Genomic DNA, 25,336 nt, shown 5'->3' with positions numbered 1-25,336 from the left:
TGATCCTCCCCGGTGTCTCCGGCGCGTTCTTCCTGCTCAACGGGATCATCGCGGCCTTCACCGCTGCGTCCTACGCCGAACTCGGGGCGGCGTTTCCCGAGGCCGGTGGCGCGTACAGTTGGGTGCGGGAGGCGTTGCCGAGCCCGTATGGCTTCTACACCGGCTGGGCGAACTGGTTCGCGCAGGCGGTGACGTGTGCGCTGTACGCGGCGACGTTCGGGAGCTTTTTCGTGACGCTCGTCACCGAATATTCCGATATCGGCCTCGAATTCGCCCTCCTTGGCTTTCTGACGCTGGAGAAGATCATCACCGCGCTCGTCGTGGTTCTCTTTGGCTACATCAACTACCGTGGGGCCGAGGAAACGGGCTCGATCGGTGTGATCGTGACCTCGATCAAGATCGTGATCCTCGCCGTCTTCGTGATCTTCGGCGTGATCGCGACGCTCGGCCACGCCGACTGGGCGGCGAACTACACGTCGGTTTCCGAGTTCGCGCCGAACGGCGTCACCGGCGTCCTCGGCGCGATGGGGTTCGTCTACGTGGCTTTCGAGGGCTACGACATCATCGTCCAGTCCGGCGAGGAGATCAAGAATCCGGGGCGCAACATCCCGCGGGCGATCTTCTACTCGCTGCTTGTCGCCGTCCCGATCTATCTGTTCGTCTCCTTTGCGGCCATCGGCGGCATCGACGTCACCCCACGGCTGCTCGAGTTCGCCGGGATGGAGGGTGCGTCGACCTCGATCGAGACGTGGAAACTCCTCGGGGATCTCGGCGAGCTGGGCATCATCCGGGCGGCGGCGCAGTTCGTCCCTTTCGGCTTTTTCCTCCTCATCATCGCGGGGCTGGCCGCAACCGTGAGCGCGCTCAACGCGACGCTGTTCGCCTCCAGCCGGATCGCCTTCTCGATGAGTCGGGATCGACTCCTGCCGACCGAACTCTCCGAACTCAGCGAGGAGACGCGCTCGCCCTATCTGTCGATCATCGCCTCGACGACGATCGTCGGGATCATGGCGATCGCACTGCCCATCGAGATCGTCGCCTCCTCCTCGGCCGTCATGTTCCTCCTGCTGTTCTCGATGGTCAACGTCGCGGCGATCGCCATGCGGCGCAACCGTCCGGATCTCGAACGGCCGTTCAAAATCCCGTACATGCCGGTGATTCCGATCCTCGGGATCGTGTTTCAGTTGATCCTCGCGCCGTTCTTGCTCGAATCGCAGGGGCTCGCGATCGGTTTCGGCGAGGAATCGAAGGGGTTCGTCGCATTGGTGACGATCGTGCTGTGGTTCGCGCTCGGCGTCGTCGTCTATCTCGGCTATTCGAGCGAGCGTGAAGAAGAGGTGCTCGAAGAGGAGACGCCGACCGTGGTCGCCGAGCGAGCGACCGAATCACGCGACTCACAGCTGCTCGTACCGATCGCCGATCCCGAGAGCGCCGAGCAGCTCATGCGGGCCGCCGTGGACGTCGCCCGCGAGCGGGACGCGGAGATCCACGTCATCAGCGTCGTCACCGTCGCGCCCCAGACGCCCCTGGCGGAGGGTCGCCAACACGTCGGCGAACGCCGCGAGCTGCTCTCGCGAGCGATGGCGATCGGGGAGGAGGGTGGCGTCCCGACACAGGGGACGGTGCGGCTCGGTCACGATCCCGCCACGGCGATCATCAACACCGTCGAGCAGTACGACAGCGATACCGTGCTGATGGGTTGGCACGGTCAGGGTCGCCGTCGCCGGGATATCGTGCTCGGCAGCAACGTCGACGACGTCGTCAGGGACGCTCGCTGTGACGTCCTCGTCGAGCGCATCGGCGAACCCGGCGACGTCGAATCGATCCTCGTGCCGACGGCGGGTGGCCCTCACGCGGAGTACGCCGCCGAGGTCGCCGGTTCGATCGCACGGGCGAACGATGCTCACGTCGAAATCGCCTACGTCGTCGGGAGCGATGCCGACAGCGACGCCCGTACGGAGGCCGAGGAGCTGCTTGCACAGGCTGCGGAGTCGGTCGGCGAGCACGACTCGATCTCCTCGCAGCTGCTCGATGGCGATGACGTCGTCGAGGAGATCGTCGACCGCTCGGGCGGGCACGACCTGACGATCGTCGGCGCGACGCGGGAGAGCTTGCTCCAGCAGCTCGTCTTCGGTGCGATCCCCGAGGAGGTCGCCCGCCGCGCGAACGGAACGATCATCATGGCCAAGCGAAACCTCGGGATCACCGGTTGGGTCCGTCGATACCTCGGTTTCGGTGGCTGAGAATCAGGATACTCTTGGCGGCATCGTCGTCCGGCGAATCGAGGCCGGACCATCGTTCGCGGAACGGTCCGCGAGAGCTACCGTTCGTGGCTCGTAACAGTGATCGATCGTGTTACGGCCACAGTCCGCGCGCATCGTACGCGGCACCGATTCGCGAGAGCGCGACGATGTAGGCGGCGTCACGCCACGAGACGGATCGCTGTTCGAACTCCGTTCGGACGTCGTCCCACGCCGCGTGCATCTCCTGATCGAGTTCGTTGTTGACGCGCTCGCTCGACCACGCACGACGATTGATGTCCTGTAGCCACTCGAAGTAGCTCACCGTCACCCCGCCGGCGTTCGCCAGAATATCCGGGAGCACGGGGATGTCGCGCTCTTCGAGGATCGCATCGGCCGCGTGGGTCGTTGGCCCGTTTGCCCCCTCGACGATGAGGTCGGCCGTGATATCGTGGACGTTCTGTTTCGTGATGACGTTCCCGATCGCTGCCGGAACGAGCATGTCGACGTCGAGTTCGAACAGCTGCTCGGGTGCCAGCACCTCGTCGGCATCGTCGGTCACGGCCTCCGGCTCCTCTTCGAACGACGGGACCGCCATGGTGTCGATCCCGTCCGGTTCGTACCGAACTCCTTTCACGTCACTGACCGCGACGATGTCAGCACCCCAGTCGTCGAGCAATCGGGCTGCTTTGGCCCCGACGCTGCCGAACCCCTGCACGGCGATCGTCGTGTCGTCGAGCGACCAGTCGTAGTATTCGGCGGCCTTCCGAGCGATCAGCGCGACGCTGCGTCCCGGTGCACCCTCACGCCCCTCGCTGCCACCGATCGACATCGGCTTCCCGGTCACGACACCGGGCTTGGTTTCGCCGACGTTGGTACTGTACGCGTCCATGATCCACGCCATCGTCTGGGCGTCGGTTCCCATATCCGGTGCGGGGATGTCCGTCATCGGCCCGATGATGTCGCCGATCTCGTGGGTGAACCGTCGGGTGAGCCGTTCGTGCTCGCGCTCGCTCAGATCCTTCGGGTTCGCCTGCACGCCACCTTTCGCCCCGCCGAACGGGATATCCATCACCGCACACTTCCACGTCATCGCCATCGAGAGGGCCACGCATTCGTCCCTCGTGATCGACGGGTTGTAGCGCACCCCGCCCTTGTACGGACCGCGAACGCTGTCGTGTTGTGCCCGATAGCCGGTGAACACCTCGATCGAGCCGTCGTCTCGCTCGATCGGAACCGTGACCTCGTAGACGCTGTTGGGATGGGACAGTCGCTCGACGACGTTCGGATCGAGATCGATCTCGTCTGCTACCTCCGACAGCTGATCGACGACCGTCTGCAGGGCCGATTCGGAATCGTCCGACTGGTCTCTCGATTCGGTGCGATCGGTCTGGGGTGGTGTGTCTGAAGACATTGACTGATGCGGTGTGCTGAGGGGCGCATGCTGGTGGGCGGTTCTCTCGACTGCGATGCCGGTCGAAGCCGATTGCGAACGACGACACCGACTACGGTCGCGGTGACCCGTGTCATCCGTTCGCGTTCACTCACCAGTCATACGACCGAACACGCCTTCGTCTCCGCTTCCAGTATTAATAATACTTATGTTTGATTGTTATATTACCACATAATATGTCTCGGTGGCCACCCCTCGATCCCTTCTTTCCGCATCCTGCTCTCGATTCGATGGCCATTTCGCGTCTTCGTCGGCGCGTGATCGACGTTACGAGCGCTGACGGCGCGATTTCGCGGTTCCGATCGTTGTCCTGGGTCGAGAGCCGAACGGCTATTCAGGCGTGAGGGGGTAGCCCTTGCATGGAGCTGTCGATCGTCAGCCTCGGGACGGTCCCCGAGGGTGGTACGGCGACGGATGCGTACGACAACACCATCGAGCTGGCCCAACGGGCCGAGGAACTCGGCTACTCGCGGTTCTGGCTGGCCGAGCATCACGGTGGCGGTGATTCGACGGCGAGCACGACCCCGGAGGTGCTGATCGCCCATCTCGCGGCCAAGACGTCCGACATTCGCCTCGGCTCCGGTACTGTTCTGCTCAACCATTACAGTCCGTACAAAGTGGCCGAGACGTTCAGCGCGCTCGACGCGCTCGCGCCCGGGCGGATCGATATGGGGCTCGGGCGAGCGTCGGGACAGCCAGCCGCCGATCACGCGCTCCAGTACAACCAAAACCAGCAGCAGGACGACCACGCCGACAAGATCGAGGAAGCAGTCAAACATCTTTATAATGGCTTTCCGGACGACCATCCCTACAGCCAACTGCAGCTCGCTCGTTCGGGCGAGGCCGTCCCCCAGACGTGGGTGCTCGGCTCCAGCCCGAACAGCGCGGCGATCGCCGGCAAGTTGGGGCTCCCGTACTGCTTTGCTGCGTTCATTCGGCCCGACGTCGCCCCACAGGCGTTCGAGGCCTACCGAGAGAGCTTCGAACCCGCCCCGTTCGAGGCCGCTCCGGACGAACCGGCGGGGATGATCGGGGTGAACGTCAGCTGTGGCGACACCGACGAGGAAGCCGCGCGTCTCCGTGCCTCGGTCGAGGCGTACTACCAGCGACTCGACCGTGGCGAGGTCGGCACACCTCCGGCCGTCGACGATGCGATCGACGAACTCGGTGGCGTTCCCGATCCGACGCCACAGTCGATCGAACCGGGCGACTGGCCACAGCAGATCTCCGGAAGCCCCGCGACAGTACGAGATATCCTCGAACAGATGACCGAGCAGGTCGGCGTCGACGAAGTCGTCGTTCAGAACATGATTCCGGATCCCGACGACCGGGTTCGCTCGTACGAACTGATCGCCGACGGAGTCGGGCTCTCCGCCAGAGATTCGTGATTCACAGCCAGCTGCCCGACAGTCGACGATCCCTCACAGGCCGGTCGACGCACACGGTCGATCGCTGATCAGGGAACGATCGCGGTGAGCACCGCTGCCTCGATCTTGCGGAGATGTTCGCCGACGGTGCCGCCGGTCCGATCGAGGCGCTCGGCGATGTCGGCGTGTGTCGCCCGGCGGGGAACCTCGTAGTAGCCCGCCTCGATGGCCGCCTTGAGCGTTTCCTGCTGGCGGGTGGTGAGCCTGGCGAACAGCCGCTGGGCGCTCGGTTCGTACTCGCCAGTCTCTTCGAGTTTGAGACCGATCCCGTCGGGGACGGTGCCGATCGTCTCGCGGATCGTCGTCTCCTCGCCGACGACGGTTATCCGGAGCCCGCCACGGGGGGTGAACTCGATGGGTGTGTCGAGGATGATCCCGTGGGCATGAGGGACGGCGAGCAGCCCCGCGACGACGTCGTTGGTCTCGAAGTGGACGTAGGCGTGGACGCTATCGCCGGTCGCCGAGACGTTGTGCGCGAGGACGTCCGCGCAGTCGTCGAGGATTTCCTCGACGCGCTCGACGGTGCCGTCGAGTCTGTAGAGCGTGACGGCGGTGCCGTCGTCGAGGCGGTTGATGTCGTGTAGCGCCGTGCGCGTCACGTCCGAATCCTCGGCCAGTCGCCGGTCGGAGGGGTGGAGGCCGCCGTCGGGCGGAATGAGAACGAAGGTGACATACCGCATAGCCGGGATGGGCGGAGCGGGCGCATATACTTTTCCCGCACCGCGACACAGCGTATAAATGACCGCGGATACGCCGATGAACGTTCATTGGTGTGGCTGCGAATCGTTAGTCGGTGTCATACAATGGCTGATGTCGATTACGAACCGGACCCGTTGCTCTTTCCGAGTCAGGCGTGGTTCGCCGCGTACGAAGAGGAGATCAACGGCGACGAGGAGTACGCCGACGTGAGCGAAGGCTGGGGCGTCGATTTCAACGGCCACTTCGTCTTCGAGATGACCGAGATGCCCGTCGACGAGCTCGATGTGGAGGCGATGCCCGACTACCTCCAGGAGGAGCTCGATACGTATCTCGACGAGACCGACGATCGGGGCTACGTCGGGCACGCCTTCTGTGGGCTCGAAGACGGGAAGTGCACCGGTGCATATCTCGTCGAGAGCCCGGGGGAGGTCGACGAGGGCTTTCTGCTCTCGGCGACAACGGAGAACTGGAAGGCGCTGCTGGAACAGGAGATGGGCGTCATCGACGGGCTGATGGGTGGCGATTTCGAGCTCGACGGCGACATGCAGAAGATCCTCCAGTATTCCGACGCCGCCGTCAAACTGACCGAGCTCGCTGGCGAACCGGACCACGAGTTCGCCGACGAGAAGTACGCGAACTGACCCCGATTTTTAGAACGAGAAGAGATCGATGCCGCCGGTGACGCCGACGACCTGGCCGGTGATGTAGCTCGACTGTTCGCTCGCGAGATAGGCGACGAGATTGGCGACGTCCTCCTCGCGGCCGAGCTGACGCATCGGCGTGGCCTTGGCGATGCGCGCGAAGTGTTCGTCGACCTCCTCCAACTGGTCGGGCGGGAGGTCGGCGAGCGCGCCGACGACGATGCTCGGCGCGACGACGTTCGAGGTAACGCCGGACTGTGCACCCTCCAGCGCGAGCGTCTTGCCGAAGCCGATGAGCGCGGCTTTGGTCGCCGAGTAGGAAATTTGGCCGAAGCCGCCCTGCCAGCCGGCCATCGAGGACATGGTGACGATCCGTCCCCAGCCGCGCTCGCACATCGCGGGGAACACCTCGCGGGTGACGTTGTACGAGCCCGTGAGGTTTACCGCGATATCGCGCTCCCAAATATCGTCCTCGAAGTTCTCGACCCGTGCACGCGCGTCGACCATCCCAGCGTTGTTCACGAGCACGTCGATCCCGCCCGTCTCCTCGCGGATCGCCTCGATCGTCGTGGCGACGTCCTCGCGGTCGGTCAGGTCGCACTCGACGGCGTGGGCCGTGCCACCATCGTCTTCGATCCCGTCGGCGACGGTCTCAGCGCCGTCTTCGTCCACGTCGAGGACGACGATCTCCGCGCCCTCCGCGGCGAGCGTCTCGCAGTCCTCGCTGCCGATGCGTCCGCCGCCGCCGGTAACGAGCGCCGTCTTGTCATCGAGTCCCAGGTCCATGCCGGTGTGGTCGCCTCCCGCCGACAAATCCCTTCGTCCCCGGATGCGCGGCCGTTTATCAGCGAGTGCGATGGCCGATGGACTGGAGTGCGTCGAGGTCCACTTCTGATCGATGGAAGAGCCAAGCGACACGACGCCGAACCCCGGTCGTGAGACCGAGAGCGCGACCTGTGAGAACTGCGGCGCGCATCTCGACCCGCTCGAATGGGAGATCCTTGGCGACGACGTAGAGGCCAACGAAGATCTACATTTCTGTGACGAAGAATGTATCGAGGAATGGCGAGACGAGCAGTGATTCGGTAGTCGGACGAGTCGGTAGCGGTTGGCGCGCGCTCGCGCTCGTGTGCGAACGGTGCGAGGTACGAACGTAGTGAGTGTGGTTCGAGACGCCGCAGGCGTCTCGTCATCTCGGAAGACCACAGTCTTCCGATGATTCTTCGAAGTGCCTTCGGCACTTCGAGATCACGAGAGAGCGAAGCTCTCTCGAACGACCTCGATGCGAACGGGGAGGAACGACCCGTGAGCGAAGTGAGCACCGAGCGCGGATCGGCGTGCGAGGGATGAGCGAACGAGCAACGCGAGTGAGCGAATCGGTTGGGGAGGAGTGTGGGCTGTTGTGGTGCTGTGCGGTGGTTGTGGTAAGCGTCGGCATCCGCGCGAGTGAAACGAGCGCGGTTCGCCGCGAGCGAACGCAGTGAGCGAGCGGTCCTTTTTAGTCCAGGTTTTTACGAGGAGTGGTAGCCGACCGGAGGGAGGTTACCCGACGAGTAAAAAAGTGGGCCGTGAGTAGAATTTCCATGAACTGCACCAAGTGCGACCGTGACGCGGTGGTTCACGCGGCGTACTCCGGGGCGCATCTCTGCGAGCACCATCTCCGGGCGTCGGTCGAAAAGCGCGTTCGTCGGCGGATCAGACAGGACGGACTGATTGGCGACGACGCGACCCCCGAGAGTCCCGAGACGTGGCTCATCGGCCTCTCGGGCGGGAAGGACAGCGTCGTGCTCACCTCGATTCTCGAAGAGACGTTCGCCGAGGATCCGCGCATCGAGCTGGTCGCGCTCACCATCCACGAGGGGATCGAGGGCTATCGCGATGAGAGCCTCGACGCCGCGAGCGAGCTCGCCGACGGGCTCGATATCCACCACGAGGTCGTGAGCTACACCGACGAGTTCGATCTGGAGATGGACGACGTCGTCGAGAAGGACCCCGAGGGGATGGCCGCGTGTGCGTACTGTGGCGTCTTCCGACGCGATCTGCTCGCCGACTACGCCGAGTCGTTCGGCGCGGACAAACTCCTGACGGGCCACAACCTGGACGACGAGGCCCAGACCGCGCTGATGAACTTCTTCGAGGGTGACGTCGCCCAGATGGCCAAACACTTCGACGCGAGCCTCGGGCCGTTCGACGAGCGTACCGAGACCGACGAGTTCGTCCCGCGCGCGAAGCCGCTGCGGGACGTCCCCGAAAAGGAGGTCGCGCTCTACGCCCATCTCGCCGATCTGCCCGTCCACATGGCCGAATGTCCGCACTCGACGGAGGCCTATCGTGGCGAGATCCAGGATCTCCTGCTCGATATGGAGGAGCGCCATCCCGGGACGCGCCACTCGATCATGGCCGGCTACGAGGAGCTGGCGAAACTGGCCGCCAGCGCCTACGGCGCGAAGGACAGTGATCTCGGCGAGTGCGAGCGCTGTGGCAACGCCACCACGCGCGAGGTCTGCCGGACGTGCCAGCTCACCGAGGCGGTTCACGCGGTCTGACAACGGATACGCGAAAAGCCCGTTGGCCTGCGCTGTCGGATCGGCTCTATGACGATCTCTGCGGTCGTCGGGCGAGTGGGAGAGAAATAGGATCGTTCGAGCAGCGATGTGGAGGGCCGAAAGCGGGACCTATCGGATGACGTCGAGATCGTTCTGTCGGTCGGGTTCGTCGTGACCGCCGTCGCTCTGGGCGGGGAGTTCGAACTCCTCGTCGAGTGCCGCGCGCGAGCGGTCGGCCTGCCCCTGGGCGTCGGGACCGAGCACCTGCGCGCTCTGGACGCCGGTCATGATCGCCATCACGCGGACCTTCCCCTTGTACTCCTCGCGGATGCGCGAGCCCCAGATGACGTTCGCGCTCGGGTCGAGTCGGTCGGTGATCCGCTCGGCGATCTCCTCGGCCTCCTTCAGGGTGAGATCCGGGCCGCCGGTGATGTGGACCAGTCCGCCCGAGGCACCCCGGTAATCGACGTCGAGCAGGGGGTGGGTCATCGCGTCCTTGACGACCTCCTCGGTCTTGTTCTTGTCCTGAGTCTCGCCGACGAGCATCACCGCGACGCCGCCCTGGTTCATGATGGAGGTCATGTCGGCGTAGTCGAGGTTGATGAGCGACGGCTGAGTGATCGTCTCGGAGATGCCCTTGACCGTTTCGGCGATCAGCTGATCCATCACCGAGAACGCCTTGCCGACGGGGAGGTTCGGCACGTAGTCGAGCAGGCGGTTGTTGTCGAGAACGATGATCGAGTCGGCCGCGTTGCGGAGCTCTTCGAGCCCCTCCTCGGCCTTGACAGTTCTGGCGCGCTCGACGTTGAACGGCGTGGAGACCATCCCGACGACGATCGCGCCCTCGTCGCTGGCGATCTCCGAGACGACCGGTGCTGCCCCCGTCCCCGTCCCGCCACCCATCCCCGCGGTGACGAACACGAGATCGGCTCCGGTGAGCACCTCCTTGATGGTGCTCTGGGCCATCTCGGTCGCGCGCTGACCCATCTCCGGATCGCCGCCCGCGCCGAGCCCCTGCGTGAGGGACTTGCCGACGAGCACGCGCGTGTCGGCCTCGATCATCTGGAGATGCTGTTTGTCGGTGTTGATGGCGATGGTCTCGGCACCCTCGACGCCGATGTTGTAGAGCCTGTTGACGGTGTTGTTGCCGGCACCGCCACAGCCGACGACGACGATCCGCGGGTCGCCGAACTCCTCCAGTTCGGCCTCGTCGCGCCGCTGTTTCTCGAGTTCGGCGTTTTCGAGCGCCGACTCGACGATGTCCTGCATCTCAGGCCCTCGCGAACGGTCGTTCCGTCGGACGATCGTCCGACCGTTCCTCGGCGACCATCTCCCTGACCGCCGCCCGGATCGCCTCGCTCCGGTTCGGATACTCGCCGAGTTCGACCATCCGTTCGACCTCCTCGATCTGCTGTTTCGGAATTCGCAGTGTCACACGCTCCATTTTGTTGCTCCCTTTTGCGACGCGTCTTACACATCGAAATCGCGTGACGGGAGCCATATCACTCCCGTCCACGACGTCTGTAAGACGGTCGTCTTACGCAAAGTATGCAATCACGGCAGGTGTAATAAAACTACCGGCTCGCGTAAGACACGCGTCGTGAGACGCCGGATGCCGCGTATGCGATGGGCAGTGTTCTCCTACGGTTGATCCAGGACGTCGGCTGCGGGCGTGCGTCGGCCACAGCTCGGACAGAACCCCCAGTCCGAGCGGAGTTCGTCGCCGCAGTCGCAGAACACGCGATGGGATGCCTTTTCGCCGCAGTTCGGGCAGTAGACGTTCTCGTCGTCGATGTCCTCGCCACACTGCGCGCACGTTTTACGCGCGTCCGACGGCGTTTGCGCCGTCGCGTCGTTCGTCTTACGCTCGGTCGCGTCGTCCGCGGTCGTCCGCTCGGAAACGCCGTCGAGCGTGATGTTTACGTTCACGTCCTGTGGCTCTGACGGCGTAAACGCGTCCAGCCGCTCGTCGATGAGTGCATCGACGCGGTCGGCGACGACGGCGTCGAGACTGTCGGTCGCCGTCTCGTTCCGTGCGAGATAGGATCGGAGCGCCTCCCGCATCGCCTCGCTCTTTGAGAGCTCCAGGGTTTCGAGCTCCTCGATGAGCTCGTCGTCGGCACGGAACGTGATCTTGCTCATCCTCGCTCGGGGCGACGGGACCGCTACACTTCATACTGTCGGATCGCCGCTCACGGGCCGAGAACACCGTCCAATCGGCGATCCAGGATCGACCGACAATTCGACAGGAGGCTCTGTCGGACAGTCATCGGACCAGTCGATGGTCGGCGATCGAATGGCAACCGTTAAGTTCGATAGTCCGATTGTTCGTACTGTCCGCCCTTAGCTCAGCCTGGTAGAGCAGCCGACTGTAGATCGGCTTGTCCCCCGTTCAATTCGGGGAGGGCGGATTTCCTCGCCAAACGAATCGAAGTCGAGTCGGACGACCGACGAGTGCGGGTTGCAGTTGCCGGTGACATACTTTTTCCGCCGGGCGTCGTACGCTGCGTATGCCCGACGAGGGACGCAACACCGACCGTGCACGGGAGCGCCAGCGCGACCGCGCCGAACACGTCGAGAACATCCTCGACGACGTCGAAGCCGACGTCAGCGATCGACAGTATCCCGTCAGAAGCGAGGAGCTCGCCACCGAGTACGCCGATCAGCCGATCGATATGCCGAACGAAACCGAGTCGATGGGCAGCGTCTTCGATCGGCTCGACGACGAGTACGACACGCCCGAAGAGGTTCGTGAGGCGCTCTACGGCGAACTCACCGGCGAAGCGGGCGAACCGAACGAGTACAACGACGGACGCGACCTGGAGGCGCTCGACGAGGCCGCGGAGTCGGATCGAGCGTAATCGATCGATGTCGGGAACCGATTCGAAACAGCCAGGAGCCATCGGTTCGCCGCCCGCGGGACAACGCTCATGACGGCCCCGTCCCGCAGGTAGGTCGTGAATCGCGACGCGCTCGGCGTCGTCTTACTCGCCGCACTGGCGATCCTCGCAATCGCCGTCGGGGCCGCCGCCATCGACGCACCGACGCAAGCGGCCGGGAGCGCCACGGGGAGCGGTGGCGGGAGCGGCGGCCTCCTCGGCGAGGGGCAGACGTTCGACCTCGGCCAGCAGGCTCAGATCGATCCGTCGGGTGGCTCGGGAGCAATCGAGGCCCTTCTCCAGCTACTCGTCATCGTGCTCGTCGGTGGGTTTTTCGTCGGTCTGTACGTCCTGCGCGACGAACTCGGCCTCCGCGATCTCGGCATCGTCGCGCTCGGATCGGTCGTTCTGGCTGGCCTGCTGTTGGGAATATATCGTATTCTCGGTTTCCTCGGCGGTAACGACTCGGCGAACGGGAGGGGTATCGCCGGCAGGCGGACACCCGTGTTCCCGGGTGGTGGCGGCGACGGAGCGGCCGACAGCGTGGCCCAGACCGTTACGACCGATCCGCTACTCGCGTTCGCCGTCGCTGCCGTACTTCTCGTCGGGATCGGGCTCCTCGTTCGTTCCCGGCGGACGACCGACGAGAACGAAAATGATGGAGAATCAACACCGGCGGCGTCGAACTCGTCGTCCCCCAGTGCGGCCGAACTCGGGCGTGCGGCCGGAAACGCGGCCGACCGCATCGCCGACGACACGAGCACCGACAACGAGATCTACCGTGCGTGGCGGGAGATGATCGGGCAGTTGGACATGGGAAACCCGCGCTCACGGACCCCGGAGGAGTTCGCCCGCGCCGCGACCGACGCCGGCATGGCTCGCGAAAACGTCACCGAACTCACCGACGTCTTCAGAGCCGTGCGCTACGGCGGCACCGACGCCACCGAGGAACGCGAAGCGCGAGCGGTGGCCGCACTGCGGCGCATCGAGGACGACGCGGAGGAGCGATGAGTCGCGGACGATCGCTGGCCGTCGCGGCCGGCGTCGCACTCGTCCTCTGGGGGTTGGCCGTCGCGAGCGTGCCGGGGTTCGCCGGTGGCATCACGCTGACGACCGAACTGCTCGGTGCGGTCGCGATCGTCGCGCTCGCCGGCGGCGCTGCGGCCGTCCGCTCACGGTTTCGGGCCGAGGAGACGGAAAGCGATCTGCCGACGCCCGAGTCCACGGGCGAGTTCTCGACACCGGGCGAGGGGTTCGATGACGCCGTCGCCGAACTCGCGCCCGGCGGGCGGATGCAGGGAGCCAGCGAGCGCCGCGCGATACGCGACCGGCTGGACGAACTCGCCGTCAAAATACTGATTCAGCAGGGAGCCAGCGAGCAGGCTGCCCGCGAACAGCTCGCGGAGGGGACGTGGACCGATGACCCCTATGCGGCGGCGTTTTTCGCCGAAGCGCGCGCTTCGGACATCCCCCTCGAAGAACGCCTGCGTGCGGCGTTCAGCGGCGAGCCGAGCGAGCGCCGGCGGGCACGCCACGCAGCCGACGCGCTTGCCACCATCGCGAGCCGGGAGCGCGAGCAATGAGTCGTCCCGAACGGGAGCGAAATGCGAGCGCGGACGATGGACGCGTGCGTCGAACGGGCCGCTGGCAGGGGGTAAGCGCGCTCGCGCTGATCGCCGGCGCGGTCGGCATCCTCGCCGACAGCGCCGGCCTCGTGCTCGTCGGCGTCGTCGGCGTCGTCTTCGCCGGGTTCGCACGGGCCGCACAGCCACCGACCGTCGATCTCTCCATCGAGCGATCGGTGAGCGACGCCGAACCGGCTTCCGAACAGGAGGTGACGGTCACGGTGACGATCGAGAACACCGGCGACTCCGTCCTGTCCGATCTCCGGATCATCGATGGCGTGCCGCCCGCACTCGCCGTCGAATCGGGATCGCCACGGCTGGCGACCGCGCTCAGACCGGGTGAAACGACGACATTCTCCTACGACGTGAGCGCTGCTCGCGGTCGACACGCTTTCGAGCCAGCGTTCGCCATCGCCCGCGACGCGAGCGGGGCGGTCGAGCGACGGCACGAGGTGGTGGCGACCGACGAGACACCGATCACCTGCGTGCCGGCACTCGATGCACAGGTGACGATCGGGCTTCGCCAGCAGACGATCGGCCAGCCCGGGCGCGTGCTCACCGACATCGGCGGGTCGGGCGTCGCCTTCCACACCACTCGCGAGTACCGTCCGGGCGACCCACTCTCGCGCATCGACTGGAATCGGAAGGCGAAGACCGGCGACCTTTCGACCGTGGACTTCCGCGAGGAGCGCGCTGCCGCGGTCGAGCGAAGCGTCGCGGCCAGCGGAGCGCTGTACGTCGCGCTGACGGACGCGGAGAACCCGGTCGGGATCGCCGCGCTCGCGCCCGAATCCTGTTGGCTCGCACCGGGGCTCGGGGCGAGCCATCGCGCCCGTGCCCGCGAACTGCTCGCCACCCACCCGGCGCTCGCGCCGACGCCGCCCGAGGAACCGTTCTTCCCGTCGATCCGGCTACGACGACTGCGCCGTCGGCTGCCGTCCGAGGCACAGTTGCTTGTCTGCTCGCCGCTGTGCGACGACTACATCGTGGGGCTCCTCCAGCGACTGGACGCCAGCGGCCATCGCGTGACCGTTCTCAGTCCCGATCCCACGAGCGACGAAACGCCCGGCCAGCGAGTGGCTCGCACCGAGCGCACCCTTCGCCTGTCGACGCTGCGCGCGGCCGGGATCCCGGTCGTCGACTGGGGAGCCGAATCGCTCGCCGTCGCGCTCGCCCGGGCAGGGGGCACACGGTGAGCACCACAGCGATCGACGATGCGCCACCACGGGCGAGCACCGCCATCGCGATCGGCGTCGCAGTCGTCGGCACGCTGTCGCTCGCTCTCTCGGGACCGGCGGCCGTCGTCGGCGCGGTCGGCGTCGTCGGTCTCGCTGTCGGATTGCGCTCGTCGTCGCGGGCGGCCATTACGCTCGGGGCCACGGGACTGTTCTGCGGAACGCTGCTCGCGGGGCTCGCCGGCGCGCCATCCCCACTCCTGCTGACGGCGACCGCCGCTACGGTCGTCGCGTGGGACGTCGCCGAGTTCGGCATCGGCCTCGGCGAGACGGTCGGGAGGGGAGCCACGACACGTCGGGCGGAACTCGTCCACGCGGGCACGAGCGGTGCGCTGGCGCTGATCGGGGCCGGCGGCGGATTCGCCGTCTATCGGCTGGCCGGTGGCGGTCCGGCGCTCGTTCCGATCGCGCTGTTGTTCGGCGCGGTGGTGCTCGTCCTCGCGCTACGACCCTGAGCGCGGCCGTGTGGGCACGAAACGACCCCCTGTGCCATATGACCCGAACCGTGTCATTGCGAATCAGTATGAAGGTATGCGAGCCGGAACGAACCGTTCCTTCCCTGACGTTTATTCCCACGGCGCTGCGAGAATGGACGCAATGTCGGAATCAGACACCATGCCGGACGAGTCGGGTGCGCCGTATCTCGCCTTCGGCGCGCTCGGCTCCGTGGCGCTCGCACTGTACGAATACTACGCCCGCGGCAACAAGCAGCGCGGGATGTTCATCGGCCTTTGGCCGCCGACGATGATCGGCTTCGCGATCTACCAGGCGCTCCAGCACGAGGAGTAGCTCAGATCGTTGGCACCGGCAGTTCATCGAGCACGCTCTCGACGATCGCTCGTTTTTCGACGTCCTCGACGGCGGCATCGGGCGTGAGCACCAGCCGATGAGCGAGCACCGCGGGCGCGATGCCTTTCACGTCCTCGGGCGTGACGAACGCACGCCCCGACAGCACCGCACGGGCGCGGGCGGCCTCGAACAGTCGCTGCGTGCCCCGCGGCGAGACGCCGACCGAACACGCCGGGCGCTGGCGGGTGGCCCGCGCGATGGCGACCGCGTAGGTCAGCAGATCCTCGTCGACGCGCACCGATTCCGGAACCTCCTGCAGCGCGCGCACCCGATCGGTCGAGAGCACTCGTTCCGTTCGTGGACTCCGCTCGTCGCGCTCGGCGCGCCGCCGGAGGAGTTCGATCTCGCCGCTCTCGTCGGGATAGCCGATCGCCGTTTCGACGAGAAAACGATCGACCTGTGCCTCGGGAAGCTCGAACGTGCCCGCCATCTCGACGGGGTTCTGCGTCGCGATGACGACGAAGGGATCGGGGAGGTCGTGGGTCTCGCCGTCGACGGTGACCTGGCGCTCCTCCATCGCCTCTAGAAGGGCGGCCTGCGTCTTCGGCGGCGCACGATTGATCTCGTCGGCGAGTACGACGTTCGCGAAGATCGGCCCCTGCGAGAACGAGAACTCGCCCGTGCCCTCGTCGTAGACGTGTGTGCCTGTCACGTCCGATGGCAAGAGGTCTGGTGTGAACTGCACGCGCGAGAAGGAGAGCCCGAGCGCGCGGGCGATGTTGCGGGCGATGAGCGTCTTGCCCGTGCCCGGAACGTCCTCGATGAGCACGTGGCCGCGCGCGAGCACGCCCATGAGGATCGTTTCGAGCAGCGAGCGCTCGGCGATCACGGTTGCATCGAGCGCGTCGAGAACCCGCTCGATCTCGCCGTGGGCCGCGTCGATCTCCATGATCGTTCGGGTGTGTCGAGGCGCTTAGGTGTGGCGATGGCGATCGAAATCCATAAAGTGGTCTCGGGCGAACGGACTGATGGAGCCGGGGTAGCCTAGCCTGGCCAAGGCGGTTGCCTCGAAAGCAACTGTCCTCACGGACTCGTGAGTTCAAATCTCACCCCCGGCGCTTTCCTGCAACCAGCGATCCAAGACAGACTTCGTCTTCCACAGCCGAGCAGGTGCGATGGCGTGAGATTTGAACGAGAGCGGACGCAGCCCGCGAGCGAGTACAACGAGCGAGCAGGAACGTCCGCACGTGGGTCACATCTTACCCCCGGCGCTTTTCCAAAAACGATGACGGCGGGAGAATTCCCATCGCTACGTTCGTTCGACTCGAAACGGATTCCGGTTCGTTGGCTTCCGAGCGGCTGCTCAGGCCACATCGTCCCGATCGTCGAGGCGACTGTTGATGAACCCGCCGCGGAAGGCGACCCACGCGAGCGCGCTCACGAACAGGATCGGCGGGAGAACGGCGAGCCCCATGATCGGTTTGAGGCCCCAGAGCACGACGAACGCGACGGAGGCCAGTCCGAGCGCGAGAAACGGCAGCACGGCGAGCGCCGCGCGCTTGCGGTTCGGCTTCCCGTCGTCCTCGGAGTTACCCATATGTCGCCGTGGAGGCCAATGGGCAAAAGGAGTCCGCTCGCTCAGAGCGAAGTTTGCCGGCCCGTGCGTCGGGCGGTGCCGGCGCGCTGGCCACCGACGAGATAGCCGTCGACCCCGCTCGTGTCGTGTGGGGCGGCGTCCTGTACCCACACTCCGACGCGGCGCTGGCTCGCCCACTCACGTGCGAGCGCCTTCGATTCGAACAGCCGTCGTGGACCCTCTTCGTGGACCCACTCGCCGGCCCGCGAACTCTGTCGCCGCGCCGAGGGCTTGATCTCGAGAACGTACCCCTCGCTCACGACTCGACGAACGCGCTCGCCACTCTTCTGATTGTGGGTCGCGGCCGTCAGTGACGGCGGTTGCAGCGGTGGATGCGACGACGAGGCTGCGATGCCGGCCGCGTCGTCATCCCGCGATCGCTACCAGCGGTTCGTGACGTCCGTGCTCCCGCAGTCCGGACACTGCGTGAGGACGCCGAGCGGCGGGGATTCGATCGTCTCCCACTGGTCGTCGCCGGGCATGGCCTCGAACCCACAGTTCAGACACAGCGACGGCCGCTTCATCGATTCACTCATGATCACACGAAGCGGCCGTCCGCACACGTTCCCGCGACGCCGTACTCGCCGATCCCGAGCCGCCATTGCCGTGGACTGCTCGTTGCATACTACCAGCTACCACGGGCGGCACCGTAACTGTTTCCACGGAATGTAATTTGTCCGACGTTAAGTGAGCAGGAAAACGAGCACGCTGATCGTGAAGAGCGCGAGCGTGACCGCGCCGGCGAGCGCGCCGCCCATCGTCACCATCGCGTTGGCGTGGCTGGCGAGCGTCTCGGTTCGGTCGTTGCCGAAGACGTTGACGCGGGCACGCTCGGTCGCCATCCCGGCCTCGATCGGCTCACAGTCGGCGAGCGCTTCTTCGACCAGCGACGTGATCCGGTCGATCAGCTCGTCGTGTGGGATCGCGCCGCCGACCTGGTTCGTCGATTCGAGCGTGTTCACGACGTGGGTGTCGCTCGTCATCACCTCGGCGGTGTCGACGGCGTCGAGCCGGCCGACGATCGCCTCGCGCAGACCGGGCTCCATGTTGTTGCCGTCGACGAGCACGTAGGCGGTGGTCTCGTCGCCGGCGGCGAACACCGCGACACGGATGCCGAGCGGGCCGATCCCCTCCGCCGGCGTCCAGGGTGTCTCGTCCCACGCGACGCCGAGCGAGAGCGGTTCGCGCGGCGCGCCCGTGAGATCGCCGGCCACCTCGCCGACCGCCTCGATGAGATCGAACGAGCGCTGACTGCCCGGGACGACGTGGCCCAGATCCGGACCGTCGAGCCCGTTGTTCGAGTTGTGTGCATCGACGAGCATCGCGTCGGAGAGTCCGTGCGCACGCGCCTCGGCGGCCGCCGATAGACCCACCGAGTAGTCGATGTCGTCGGCGAAGTTCGGCGCGTAGGTCGCCACGAACAGCGCGCCGTCGCCGACGGCATGGCCCGTGACCGTCGCCTCACCGACGGTCGCACGCCGACTGGCCGAACCCGTCTCGGTGTACTCGATGCGCTCGCTCGCCCGCGCAACCGCATCGAGAACGGTATCGACCTCCCGTTCGGTGACGAGGTTGAAGTCGTGACCGGCGGTCGCGTGTGGCGGAAACCCGAGCCCGTCGGTGCTTTCGGCGACGCGTTTGGGGAGATCGCCGCCGCCGATCTCACCCATCGGGCCGGGATGGATCATCGGGAGGACGAACCGTGCCTTCTCGGTGCCGTCGGGGCGACGCGCCGCGAGCACGGTGACGGGAACGAGCGCCTCCTCGCCGAGCGACGCGAAGAATTCCTCGATCTCGCGCGTCCCGTCGGCGATGTGGCCGATGAACCCCCGAAGGAAGTCGAGCACGCTCACGCCGAGGCTCCGTCGCCACGGCTGGTCGATGACGGTCACGAACGCCCAGACCCCGACGGCGTAGAGCAGACAGAGAAGGGCGAGCAGGGCGAAATCGAGCGGCTCGACGGCGGCGAACTCCGCCGGCCCGCGGTTCGGCCGCGAGAGAAAGGAGAGCACGAGCGGGCCGCCGACCTCGAAGAAACGCATCATCCCGCTGTAGACGAAGACGAGCAGCGCGACCGTCGCGGTCTGGATCCCCGCCGGTATCGCCGCGATGAACAGTGACTTCCGGGAGACGGCGAGGACGACGAGCAGCCGCAGCGCGAACACCGACGCCAGTCCCACGGTGAGCACGTCGAAGACGAACCGCTGGGCGAGCGGGGTGACCACGGCAATGATGCCCGCGCCGACGAGGAAGGCGACGAGAATCAGTTCGCTGACGAGCGCGAGCAGCGAGGCACGGTTCGGCGTGAGCTGGCCGTCGAGGGCTCGATCGACCGGTGGGGTGACGACGCTCGCGACGATCGTGGGAACCCCGATGAAGAAGATCCCCTCCCAGGCGTCTTCGAGGATGAAGCGCGAGTCGAAGGCGGCGACGCCGGCGACGGCGGCGACCAGCAGCGCGAAGCCGAGGCTCGCGTACCACTGGGGCGCGCGGAAGATGAACCGCGAGAGGGCTGCGAGATCACCCTGCGTGGTGCTCATTGTTGCTCCGACAACCCGAGCGTGGTTAAATCCACCTCAATCGTCGCTCTCGCAGATCGCCCGGAAGTTCGCGAACAGTTCCTCGCCCCGCTCGGTGTGAGCGACCTCCGGATGCCACTGAACGCCATACAAGTCGCGCTCGGCGTCGCTCATCGCCTCGATCCCGCAGACGTCGCTCGTGGCGGTGCGGTCGAACCCGTCGGGCAGCGCCGTCACCTGGTCGGCATGGCTCGCCCAGACGCGCGTCTCCGGTGCGAGCGAGCCGACAAGCGGGTCCGTCTCGTCGTCGATATCGACCGTGACGTCGGCGTACCCGCCGTATTCGCCCGCACCGACCGCGCCGCCGTACTCGTCGGCGATGATCTGCATGCCGAGACAGATGCCTAATACGGGAACGTCCGCGTCGAGATACTCGCCGGAGCGCCCGCGCTCGTCGATCTCCGGCCCGCCCGAGAGCACGATCCCGTCGGCATCGACCTCGTCGGGGGGCGTCGAGTTCCCGACGATGCCGGTCTCGACGCCGATGTCGTCCAGCGCACGGCCCTCCAGATGGGTGAACTGGCCGCCGTTGTCGACGACGACGATTGTGGTCATACTAGGTCGTGGCGACGAATCGGCTAAAGACTCCCGAAAACGCGATCGATCGCCTCAGCCGTCGTCCCGGCGCTCGGCGGCCGACGAGAAATCGAGTTCGGCGTGTTCGTGACTCCGCCGGCCCTCCCTGGCGGCGAGCGCCTCGGTGTCCGGGCTAGCATCGTCGTCGATGCGCGCCCACGACTCGTGGATCTTGGCGTGACACCACCGACAGAGGAAGACGGTGATCTCGTGGCTCGTGTGCTCGTCGTCGGCGTAGGAGAGATGGTGCTCTTCGAGCAGCGGTCGTTCGTCCGAGTGGGCCTGTCGGTGCTCGTCGAGCCCGCAGCGGACGCACTCGCGCGAGCGGTTCCGTGCCCGGAAGTGCGGACAGTCGGCCCAGCCCCAGTCGGGACCGGCGTCGGTAACGACCGGACAGGCGAACTCGTCGGCGCGGCGCTTGCGGGCGAACGCAGGGTCGTGACGGTCGTGTTCGAGCGCGTACCGACAGCGCCCGCCGTCGGTGAGATGATCGCACCGCTCGACGAACGCGTAGGGGTCCTCGACGCCGACCGAGCTGCCGGCGGGCGTCTTCTCCATACTCGACTCTCGTTCCGAATCGACGTCAATGCCAGCCTTTCAGCAGCACCGCACCGACGAACCCTGCCAACCCGGCGATTGCGGCGGTGCCGAGTCTGGACACGAGCCCCGCCGATGGTGCTGCCGTGATCCATGCGCCGATCGCGAGTCCCACCGCGATGGCGATCGTGCCCCGATTGTACGTGTCCACAACTGTGTCGACTCGGCAGAACCACAAATAATCACGTACTCGAAACGGTTGGTCGTATCCGATCGCTCCGTTCGTCACCGGCCGATCCGACGGTTTCGCCTGACTGAAGACGAACAGAAATATTTCAATCGGATTTTTTGGTGTATGAAAACGAACGAATATTGAATGATCATGTTTACGAAGATATGAGAAGGTTATTATTGTCGGTCAGGCGTATTTTTGAGCCGTAGAGAAAATGAAACTGTCAAACACATCGCTGGTTGTCGTACTGGTTTGTCTGCTTATCGCAGGTGCTTCAACCATCGGTGTCGCGCAAGCGCAACTGCAAGAGGACGAGCCCAACGACGACAATGGAGCCGCAACACCGCTCGAAGACGACGAGACGAGCGGTGAAATCGAAGTGACAGGTGACGAAGACTGGTACGAGTTCGACGTCGAAGAGGGAGACAGCATCTCGCTCGTCTACACCGGCGGGACGCCCAACGGGATACTGTCCGTCGATCTCGTCGGTCCCGACGAGGAGACGATCGACGACGCATACCTCGAATCCGAGGGCGGCCGCGCACAGATAACGGCCACCGCCGAGCGGACGGGGACGTACTACACGAAGGTGAGCTTCACGGGGTTCGCCGATCTCGACGAACCGGCCGCGTACACGGTGACGAAGGAGTCGCCGGAGACCAAGGAACTTGAGACGGCGACGCCGACCGCAACAGCCACTGCAACGCCAACGCCTACCGCGACAGCGACTCCAACGGCGACGCCGACCGCAACGCCGACGGCAACCAGTACCCCGACCTCGACCCCGACTGCCACGACGACGGTCGTGAAATCGACGACACAGTCATCGACGGGGATGGATGATGGGACGAACGGTACCGCCGTGAATCAATCCACGACCGGGAATCAGAGCGACGGGAGCAGCACGTCCGGTCCTGGATTCGGTGTTCTGAGTGCGGTCGTCGCTCTGTTGGCACTCGTCTTCATCGGAGTCCGACAGCGCTGATCGACCGTCGCTGTCGCCGTGCAGTGCATCGGTTACCTATCTTTGATCACACACGAGCACGAATACGCGCCACCGCTGCTCACAACGAGAACGTCGAGTCGCAACATCTGTCGGAACGCACTCTTTTAAATACCGCCCGCGCTGCGCTGCGAGTGGCTATCATGACCGGTGAACGTTTTATTCGGGGGCTCCCCCGAAACTACCCCGCTGTCTGACACTGACGTACAGTTTCTCGATACAACGCTCCGCGACGGCGAGCAAGCCCCCGGCGTGTCGCTCACGCCAAGCGAGAAGGTCGACATCGCCCGCAAACTCGACACGGCCGGCGTCTCGACGATCGAGGCCGGCAGCGCCTGCACCGGCGCGGGCGAGCGCGAGACCATCTCGCGGGTGACGAGCGAGGGGCTCGACGCGCGGGTGACGAGCTTCTGTCGCGGCATCAGAGGCGACATCGATCTCGCGCTCGACTGCGACGTCGACGGGATCAATCTCGTCGTGCCCGCCAGCGAGCGCCACATCGAACGCAAGGTCGGCACGAGCCGCGGCGGCGTCGTCGAGACCACCGTCGAGCTCGTCGAGTACGCCCGCGAGCACGGGCTCTGGGTCGAGGTGCTCGGCGAGGACGGCAGCCGATCCGATCCGGAGTTCCTCACCGAACTGCTGGGCGCGGCCGTCGACGCCGGCGCGGACCGGATCTGTTACTGTGATACCGTCGGCTACGCCACGCCCGAGCACACGGGAGACGTCGTCGCCGAACTCGCCGAACTCGGCCCGACGAGCACCCACACCCACGACGATCTCGGACTGGCGGTGGCGAACGCGTTCGCGTCGATCCGGGCGGGCGCGGACCTCGTCCACGCCACGATCAACGGGATCGGCGAGCGCGCGGGCAACGTCGCGCTCGAAGAGGTCGCCATCGCGCTCGCCGAGGGCTACGACAACGAGACCGTCGACACCGGAGGTCTCTACGACCTCGGGCGGACCGTCGCCGACGCGACGGGCATCGCGCTCGCACCGAACAAAGCGGTCGTGGGCGAGAACGCCTTCACACACGAGTCGGGCATCCACACCGACGGTCAGCTGAAGGACGACGCGATGTACGAACCCTACCCACCGGAGCGGGTGGGTCGCGAGCGCCGGCTCGCCCTCGGCAAACACACCGGACGCGCGGGCGTCGCGGCGACGCTCGCCGAGCACGACGTCGAGGCGAGCGACGCCGACGTGGCCGAGATCACCGATCGTGTGACCGATCTCGGCGATCAGGGCAAACGCGTGACCGACGCCGACGTGCTCGCGCTCGCCGAGACGGTCCAGGGTCGCGAGCGCGAGCGCCGGGTCGAACTCGAAGATCTCACGGCGGCCAGCGGCAACGCCACCCCGACGGCGAGCGTCAGGCTCCGCGTCGATGGCGACGAACGCACCGCCAGCGGCACTGGCAGCGGGCCCGTCGACGCCGCCGTGGCGGCCGTCCGGGAGGCGCTCGGTCCCGGTCGCGACGCGACGCTCGACTCCTACCACGTCGATGCCATCACCGGCGGAACCGACGCACTCGTGACTGTCGAAGTGGAAATGAGCCGCGACGCACAGTCGGTCTCGGTCGCCGCGAGCCACGCCGACATCACCCGGGCGAGCGTCGAGGCGATGGTCGACGCGCTCGATCGGCTGCTCGCGAACTGAGATCGCTCGCTTCTCCATCACCATCGCTACCGCAACACCCAGTAGGGTTACTGTCGGACAGAAATATGTTGCAATCAAATTTTAGAAACCTACTGTGACGGATGATTGCCACGGAACGGTTCTTTATCGGTTGCTGTCCGACAGTATTACCACCGCGCCGCAGCGAGTCGAGACATGCGCGAACTCGATGCGGTCGAACGGGTGGGCGTCGTCGGCGCTGGGACGATGGGCAACGGCATCGCACAGGTCGCCGCAACCGCGGGCTACGACGTCGTCATGCGCGACATCGAGACATCGTTCGTCGAGAACGGGCTCGACGCGATCGACGACAGTCTGGATCGGCTCGTCGACAGCGAGAAACTCACCGAGGACGAGGCTGGGGCAACGCGCGACCGGATCACAGGCACCACCGATCTCGACGAGCTCGCCGACTGCGATCTCGTCGTCGAGGCGGCCGTCGAGGAGATGGAGATCAAACAGGACATCTTCGCCGATCTCGATAGCACTGTGCCGGAGGATGTCGTGCTCGCGACCAACACCAGCACGCTCTCGGTCACGTCGATCGCGAGCGCGACCGACCGCCCCGAGCTCGTCGTCGGACTGCACTTCATGAACCCCGTCCCCGTCATGAAGGGCGTCGAGCTGGTCGTCGGCGAGCACACTACCGACGCAACCACGGCGCTCGCCCACGACTTCGCCGCGGGGCTGGGCAAGGAGACCTGGGAGTCGGACGACAAGCCGGGGTTCGTCTCGAACCGTATCCTGATGCCGTGGATCAACGAGGGTATCAGAACCTTCGACGAGGGTGTGGCGACGAAGGAAGACATCGATCGGGGGATGAAACTCGGCACCAACGTCCCGATGGGGCCGCTCGAACTCGCCGACCACATCGGGCTGGACATCTGTCTCGACGCCACCCGAACCCTCCACGAGGAGCTCGGCGACCGCTACACGCCGGCGTATCTCCTGAAACGAACGGTCGAGGCGGGCGATCTCGGCAAGAAAACTGGTGCCGGCTTCTACGAGTACGAAAAGTAGGATATAGAAAGACCGTAAGTAACAAGCGTCAAGAAATCACTCTGTCTCTTATTGTGCCCCTCACCAGTTTTTCTATACAGAATGAAGGTGGTCTCCGAGAAGTCGAGTGTGATGATGTACCTCAGTTGATGGTGATTGCTGGACCCAACGGAGTGGGAAAGTCAACTGTGTTAGAAAATATAAACAATGAGTTGTCACGCACCCATAGTTCCGGTGTTTCAGTGGGTGGAAACGCGAAAGCAATTTATTTTTCTCCTCACAGGGCACCTAACCCTGGGACAGTCAGTGCCAGTATGCTCACCTCACTCCAAAATAGGAGTGCTAGAGATCTACTTGGAGGAGAAAGCTACAATCTGAGCTCCAACAATTCAGAGTTGCCGAGACAGTTAAGAAACATACACAATCGAAGCAGAAACCGTGCTGATTTTGCACCTTATTTTGAGGTGAAAAAGAGGTCGTGTCGCAAAGCGGTCTAGACTTCGGTAGCAACTGACTCCCCTCAGGAAGGGGTTGTCTCTGGTGTCCAAACCGAGACCACCCCA

The 25,336-nt window shown here is 65.3% G+C and carries 28 protein-coding genes and 2 tRNA genes; 16 read left to right on the top strand and 14 right to left on the bottom strand.

The genetic code is table 11. The annotated features are described in order from the left end of the window. On the top strand, positions 1-2,243 hold a 2,243-nt coding region (locus tag C448_RS14460), incomplete at its 5' end, for an amino acid permease (protein WP_004055859.1). A 112-nt stretch (positions 2,244-2,355) separates the two neighbouring features. Here the strand turns inward: C448_RS14460 and gdhB are convergent. Continuing rightward, positions 2,356-3,654, bottom strand: coding sequence for a glutamate dehydrogenase GdhB (gdhB, locus tag C448_RS14455; protein ID WP_004055858.1), 1,299 nt, complete (start codon positions 3,652-3,654; stop codon positions 2,356-2,358). 398 nt (positions 3,655-4,052) lie between these two features. On the opposite strand from gdhB, the gene C448_RS14450 reads away from it, so the two are divergent. After that, positions 4,053-5,081 (top strand): LLM class flavin-dependent oxidoreductase, encoded by a 1,029-nt coding sequence (locus tag C448_RS14450; RefSeq protein ID WP_004055857.1) that lies wholly within the window; start codon positions 4,053-4,055, stop codon positions 5,079-5,081. Between the two features lie 68 nt (positions 5,082-5,149). Here the strand turns inward: C448_RS14450 and C448_RS14445 are convergent, their stop codons facing one another. Continuing rightward, positions 5,150-5,800 carry a helix-turn-helix domain-containing protein gene (locus C448_RS14445; RefSeq protein WP_004055856.1) on the bottom strand — a complete coding sequence of 217 codons (651 nt, stop codon included), beginning with the start codon at positions 5,798-5,800 and terminating at the stop codon, positions 5,150-5,152. 123 nt (positions 5,801-5,923) lie between these two features. Here C448_RS14445 and C448_RS14440 point away from each other — a divergent pair, with 123 nt between their 5' ends. Then, positions 5,924-6,460 carry an SCP2 sterol-binding domain-containing protein gene (locus C448_RS14440; protein ID WP_004055855.1) on the top strand — a complete coding sequence of 179 codons (537 nt, stop codon included), beginning with the start codon at positions 5,924-5,926 and terminating at the stop codon, positions 6,458-6,460. Between the two features lie 9 nt (positions 6,461-6,469). Here the strand turns inward: C448_RS14440 and C448_RS14435 are convergent, their stop codons facing one another. Then, positions 6,470-7,246 carry an SDR family NAD(P)-dependent oxidoreductase gene (locus C448_RS14435; protein WP_004055854.1) on the bottom strand — a complete coding sequence of 259 codons (777 nt, stop codon included), beginning with the start codon at positions 7,244-7,246 and terminating at the stop codon, positions 6,470-6,472. A gap of 112 nt (positions 7,247-7,358) precedes the next feature. On the opposite strand from C448_RS14435, the gene C448_RS14430 reads away from it, so the two are divergent. After that, positions 7,359-7,541, top strand: coding sequence for a DUF7576 family protein (locus C448_RS14430; protein ID WP_004055853.1), 183 nt, complete (start codon positions 7,359-7,361; stop codon positions 7,539-7,541). Between the two features lie 502 nt (positions 7,542-8,043). Continuing rightward, positions 8,044-9,006 (top strand): tRNA 2-thiolation protein NcsA, encoded by a 963-nt coding sequence (gene ncsA / locus C448_RS14425; RefSeq protein WP_004055852.1) that lies wholly within the window; start codon positions 8,044-8,046, stop codon positions 9,004-9,006. 129 nt (positions 9,007-9,135) lie between these two features. On the opposite strand, the gene ftsZ is transcribed toward ncsA, so the two are convergent. The 3 genes from ftsZ to C448_RS14410 form a co-directional block, all read right to left on the bottom strand. After that, positions 9,136-10,275, bottom strand: coding sequence for a cell division protein FtsZ (ftsZ, locus tag C448_RS14420; protein ID WP_004055851.1), 1,140 nt, complete (start codon positions 10,273-10,275; stop codon positions 9,136-9,138). Between the two features lies 1 nt (position 10,276). Then, positions 10,277-10,450: a ribbon-helix-helix domain-containing protein gene (locus C448_RS14415; RefSeq protein ID WP_004055850.1), complete on the bottom strand. Its 174-nt coding sequence runs from the start codon at positions 10,448-10,450 to the stop codon at positions 10,277-10,279. A 197-nt stretch (positions 10,451-10,647) separates the two neighbouring features. Continuing rightward, positions 10,648-11,148 carry a zinc ribbon domain-containing protein gene (locus tag C448_RS14410; protein ID WP_004055849.1) on the bottom strand — a complete coding sequence of 167 codons (501 nt, stop codon included), beginning with the start codon at positions 11,146-11,148 and terminating at the stop codon, positions 10,648-10,650. A gap of 195 nt (positions 11,149-11,343) precedes the next feature. Here C448_RS14410 and C448_RS14405 point away from each other — a divergent pair. The 7 genes from C448_RS14405 to C448_RS14375 all read left to right on the top strand — a co-directional run bounded on the left by C448_RS14405 (position 11,344) and on the right by C448_RS14375 (position 15,534). Next, positions 11,344-11,417 (top strand) — tRNA-Tyr (locus C448_RS14405). 99 nt (positions 11,418-11,516) lie between these two features. Next, entirely contained in the window at positions 11,517-11,867 is a 351-nt protein-coding gene (locus tag C448_RS14400; protein ID WP_004055848.1) for a DUF5789 family protein, read from the top strand. A gap of 96 nt (positions 11,868-11,963) precedes the next feature. Continuing rightward, positions 11,964-12,896, top strand: a complete 933-nt coding sequence (locus tag C448_RS14395; protein ID WP_004055847.1) for a DUF4129 domain-containing protein — start codon at positions 11,964-11,966, stop codon at positions 12,894-12,896. Next, the gene (locus C448_RS14390; RefSeq protein WP_004055846.1) at positions 12,893-13,468 is read left to right on the top strand and encodes a DUF7269 family protein; all 576 of its coding nucleotides are present in this window, start codon (positions 12,893-12,895) and stop codon (positions 13,466-13,468) included. Before C448_RS14395 ends, C448_RS14390 begins: the two co-directional genes overlap by 4 nt. Continuing rightward, positions 13,465-14,706 carry a DUF58 domain-containing protein gene (locus C448_RS14385; protein WP_004055845.1) on the top strand — a complete coding sequence of 414 codons (1,242 nt, stop codon included), beginning with the start codon at positions 13,465-13,467 and terminating at the stop codon, positions 14,704-14,706. Before C448_RS14390 ends, C448_RS14385 begins: the two co-directional genes overlap by 4 nt. Continuing rightward, a complete protein-coding gene (locus tag C448_RS14380) occupies positions 14,703-15,200 on the top strand; it encodes a DUF7519 family protein (RefSeq protein WP_004055844.1) in 498 nt (165 codons plus the stop codon). Before C448_RS14385 ends, C448_RS14380 begins: the two co-directional genes overlap by 4 nt. A gap of 142 nt (positions 15,201-15,342) precedes the next feature. Further along, positions 15,343-15,534, top strand: coding sequence for a hypothetical protein (locus tag C448_RS14375; RefSeq protein WP_004055843.1), 192 nt, complete (start codon positions 15,343-15,345; stop codon positions 15,532-15,534). Position 15,535: 1 nt separating this feature from the next. Here the strand turns inward: C448_RS14375 and C448_RS14370 are convergent, their stop codons facing one another. Then, on the bottom strand, positions 15,536-16,483 hold the full coding sequence (locus tag C448_RS14370; RefSeq protein ID WP_004055842.1) for an AAA family ATPase: 948 nt from the start codon (positions 16,481-16,483) through the stop codon (positions 15,536-15,538). 84 nt (positions 16,484-16,567) lie between these two features. On the opposite strand from C448_RS14370, the gene C448_RS14365 reads away from it, so the two are divergent. Continuing rightward, positions 16,568-16,652, top strand: a tRNA-Ser gene (locus tag C448_RS14365). Between the two features lie 245 nt (positions 16,653-16,897). Here the strand turns inward: C448_RS14365 and C448_RS14360 are convergent. The 7 genes from C448_RS14360 to C448_RS16205 form a co-directional block, all read right to left on the bottom strand. Further along, positions 16,898-17,131 carry a hypothetical protein gene (locus C448_RS14360; RefSeq protein ID WP_004055841.1) on the bottom strand — a complete coding sequence of 78 codons (234 nt, stop codon included), beginning with the start codon at positions 17,129-17,131 and terminating at the stop codon, positions 16,898-16,900. Between the two features lie 41 nt (positions 17,132-17,172). Further along, the gene (locus tag C448_RS14355; protein WP_004055840.1) at positions 17,173-17,430 is read right to left on the bottom strand and encodes a hypothetical protein; all 258 of its coding nucleotides are present in this window, start codon (positions 17,428-17,430) and stop codon (positions 17,173-17,175) included. Between the two features lie 120 nt (positions 17,431-17,550). Further along, positions 17,551-17,706, bottom strand: a complete 156-nt coding sequence (locus tag C448_RS16210; protein WP_169316357.1) for a hypothetical protein — start codon at positions 17,704-17,706, stop codon at positions 17,551-17,553. Between the two features lie 147 nt (positions 17,707-17,853). Next, positions 17,854-19,710, bottom strand: coding sequence for a DUF2070 family protein (locus tag C448_RS14350; RefSeq protein WP_004055838.1), 1,857 nt, complete (start codon positions 19,708-19,710; stop codon positions 17,854-17,856). Between the two features lie 36 nt (positions 19,711-19,746). Then, positions 19,747-20,304 (bottom strand): GMP synthase subunit A, encoded by a 558-nt coding sequence (locus C448_RS14345; RefSeq protein WP_004055837.1) that lies wholly within the window; start codon positions 20,302-20,304, stop codon positions 19,747-19,749. A gap of 54 nt (positions 20,305-20,358) precedes the next feature. Next, a complete protein-coding gene (locus C448_RS14340; protein ID WP_004055836.1) occupies positions 20,359-20,883 on the bottom strand; it encodes a DUF7097 family protein in 525 nt (174 codons plus the stop codon). 25 nt (positions 20,884-20,908) lie between these two features. Beyond that, positions 20,909-21,073, bottom strand: coding sequence for a hypothetical protein (locus C448_RS16205; protein ID WP_160162798.1), 165 nt, complete (start codon positions 21,071-21,073; stop codon positions 20,909-20,911). 400 nt (positions 21,074-21,473) lie between these two features. On the opposite strand from C448_RS16205, the gene C448_RS15735 reads away from it, so the two are divergent. The 3 genes from C448_RS15735 to C448_RS14325 all read left to right on the top strand — a co-directional run bounded on the left by C448_RS15735 (position 21,474) and on the right by C448_RS14325 (position 24,794). Further along, complete coding sequence (locus C448_RS15735; RefSeq protein ID WP_239640591.1) at positions 21,474-22,079, top strand: PGF-CTERM sorting domain-containing protein; 606 nt, start codon at positions 21,474-21,476, stop codon at positions 22,077-22,079. A gap of 168 nt (positions 22,080-22,247) precedes the next feature. Continuing rightward, positions 22,248-23,756, top strand: a complete 1,509-nt coding sequence (locus C448_RS14330; protein WP_049916374.1) for a 2-isopropylmalate synthase — start codon at positions 22,248-22,250, stop codon at positions 23,754-23,756. A gap of 174 nt (positions 23,757-23,930) precedes the next feature. Continuing rightward, on the top strand, positions 23,931-24,794 hold the full coding sequence (locus tag C448_RS14325; RefSeq protein ID WP_004055833.1) for a 3-hydroxyacyl-CoA dehydrogenase family protein: 864 nt from the start codon (positions 23,931-23,933) through the stop codon (positions 24,792-24,794). Positions 24,795-25,336: the final 542 nt, after the last annotated feature.

The organism is Halococcus morrhuae DSM 1307 (assembly GCF_000336695.1).
GTDB classification, from domain to species: domain Archaea; phylum Halobacteriota; class Halobacteria; order Halobacteriales; family Halococcaceae; genus Halococcus; species Halococcus morrhuae.
Note: the sequence above shows the minus strand (reverse complement) of the source record. Positions and strands in the feature narration are given on the sequence as shown.

Excerpts from the sequence above, each read along its gene's own strand:
- gdhB (WP_004055858.1), bottom strand. The coding sequence starts at position 3,654 with ATGTCTTCAGACACACCACCCCAGACCGATCGCACCGAATCGAGAGAC.
- C448_RS14450 (WP_004055857.1), top strand. The coding sequence starts at position 4,053 with ATGGAGCTGTCGATCGTCAGCCTCGGGACGGTCCCCGAGGGTGGTACG.
- C448_RS14445 (WP_004055856.1), bottom strand. The coding sequence starts at position 5,800 with ATGCGGTATGTCACCTTCGTTCTCATTCCGCCCGACGGCGGCCTCCAC.
- C448_RS14440 (WP_004055855.1), top strand. The coding sequence starts at position 5,924 with ATGGCTGATGTCGATTACGAACCGGACCCGTTGCTCTTTCCGAGTCAG.
- C448_RS14435 (WP_004055854.1), bottom strand. The coding sequence starts at position 7,246 with ATGGACCTGGGACTCGATGACAAGACGGCGCTCGTTACCGGCGGCGGC.
- C448_RS14430 (WP_004055853.1), top strand. The coding sequence starts at position 7,359 with ATGGAAGAGCCAAGCGACACGACGCCGAACCCCGGTCGTGAGACCGAG.
- ncsA (WP_004055852.1), top strand. The coding sequence starts at position 8,044 with ATGAACTGCACCAAGTGCGACCGTGACGCGGTGGTTCACGCGGCGTAC.
- ftsZ (WP_004055851.1), bottom strand. The coding sequence starts at position 10,275 with ATGCAGGACATCGTCGAGTCGGCGCTCGAAAACGCCGAACTCGAGAAA.
- C448_RS14415 (WP_004055850.1), bottom strand. The coding sequence starts at position 10,450 with ATGGAGCGTGTGACACTGCGAATTCCGAAACAGCAGATCGAGGAGGTC.
- C448_RS14410 (WP_004055849.1), bottom strand. The coding sequence starts at position 11,148 with ATGAGCAAGATCACGTTCCGTGCCGACGACGAGCTCATCGAGGAGCTC.
- C448_RS14400 (WP_004055848.1), top strand. The coding sequence starts at position 11,517 with ATGCCCGACGAGGGACGCAACACCGACCGTGCACGGGAGCGCCAGCGC.
- C448_RS14390 (WP_004055846.1), top strand. The coding sequence starts at position 12,893 with ATGAGTCGCGGACGATCGCTGGCCGTCGCGGCCGGCGTCGCACTCGTC.
- C448_RS14385 (WP_004055845.1), top strand. The coding sequence starts at position 13,465 with ATGAGTCGTCCCGAACGGGAGCGAAATGCGAGCGCGGACGATGGACGC.
- C448_RS14375 (WP_004055843.1), top strand. The coding sequence starts at position 15,343 with ATGTCGGAATCAGACACCATGCCGGACGAGTCGGGTGCGCCGTATCTC.
- C448_RS14370 (WP_004055842.1), bottom strand. The coding sequence starts at position 16,483 with ATGGAGATCGACGCGGCCCACGGCGAGATCGAGCGGGTTCTCGACGCG.
- C448_RS14360 (WP_004055841.1), bottom strand. The coding sequence starts at position 17,131 with ATGGGTAACTCCGAGGACGACGGGAAGCCGAACCGCAAGCGCGCGGCG.
- C448_RS16210 (WP_169316357.1), bottom strand. The coding sequence starts at position 17,706 with ATGAGTGAATCGATGAAGCGGCCGTCGCTGTGTCTGAACTGTGGGTTC.
- C448_RS14350 (WP_004055838.1), bottom strand. The coding sequence starts at position 19,710 with ATGAGCACCACGCAGGGTGATCTCGCAGCCCTCTCGCGGTTCATCTTC.
- C448_RS14345 (WP_004055837.1), bottom strand. The coding sequence starts at position 20,304 with ATGACCACAATCGTCGTCGTCGACAACGGCGGCCAGTTCACCCATCTG.
- C448_RS14340 (WP_004055836.1), bottom strand. The coding sequence starts at position 20,883 with ATGGAGAAGACGCCCGCCGGCAGCTCGGTCGGCGTCGAGGACCCCTAC.
- C448_RS14325 (WP_004055833.1), top strand. The coding sequence starts at position 23,931 with ATGCGCGAACTCGATGCGGTCGAACGGGTGGGCGTCGTCGGCGCTGGG.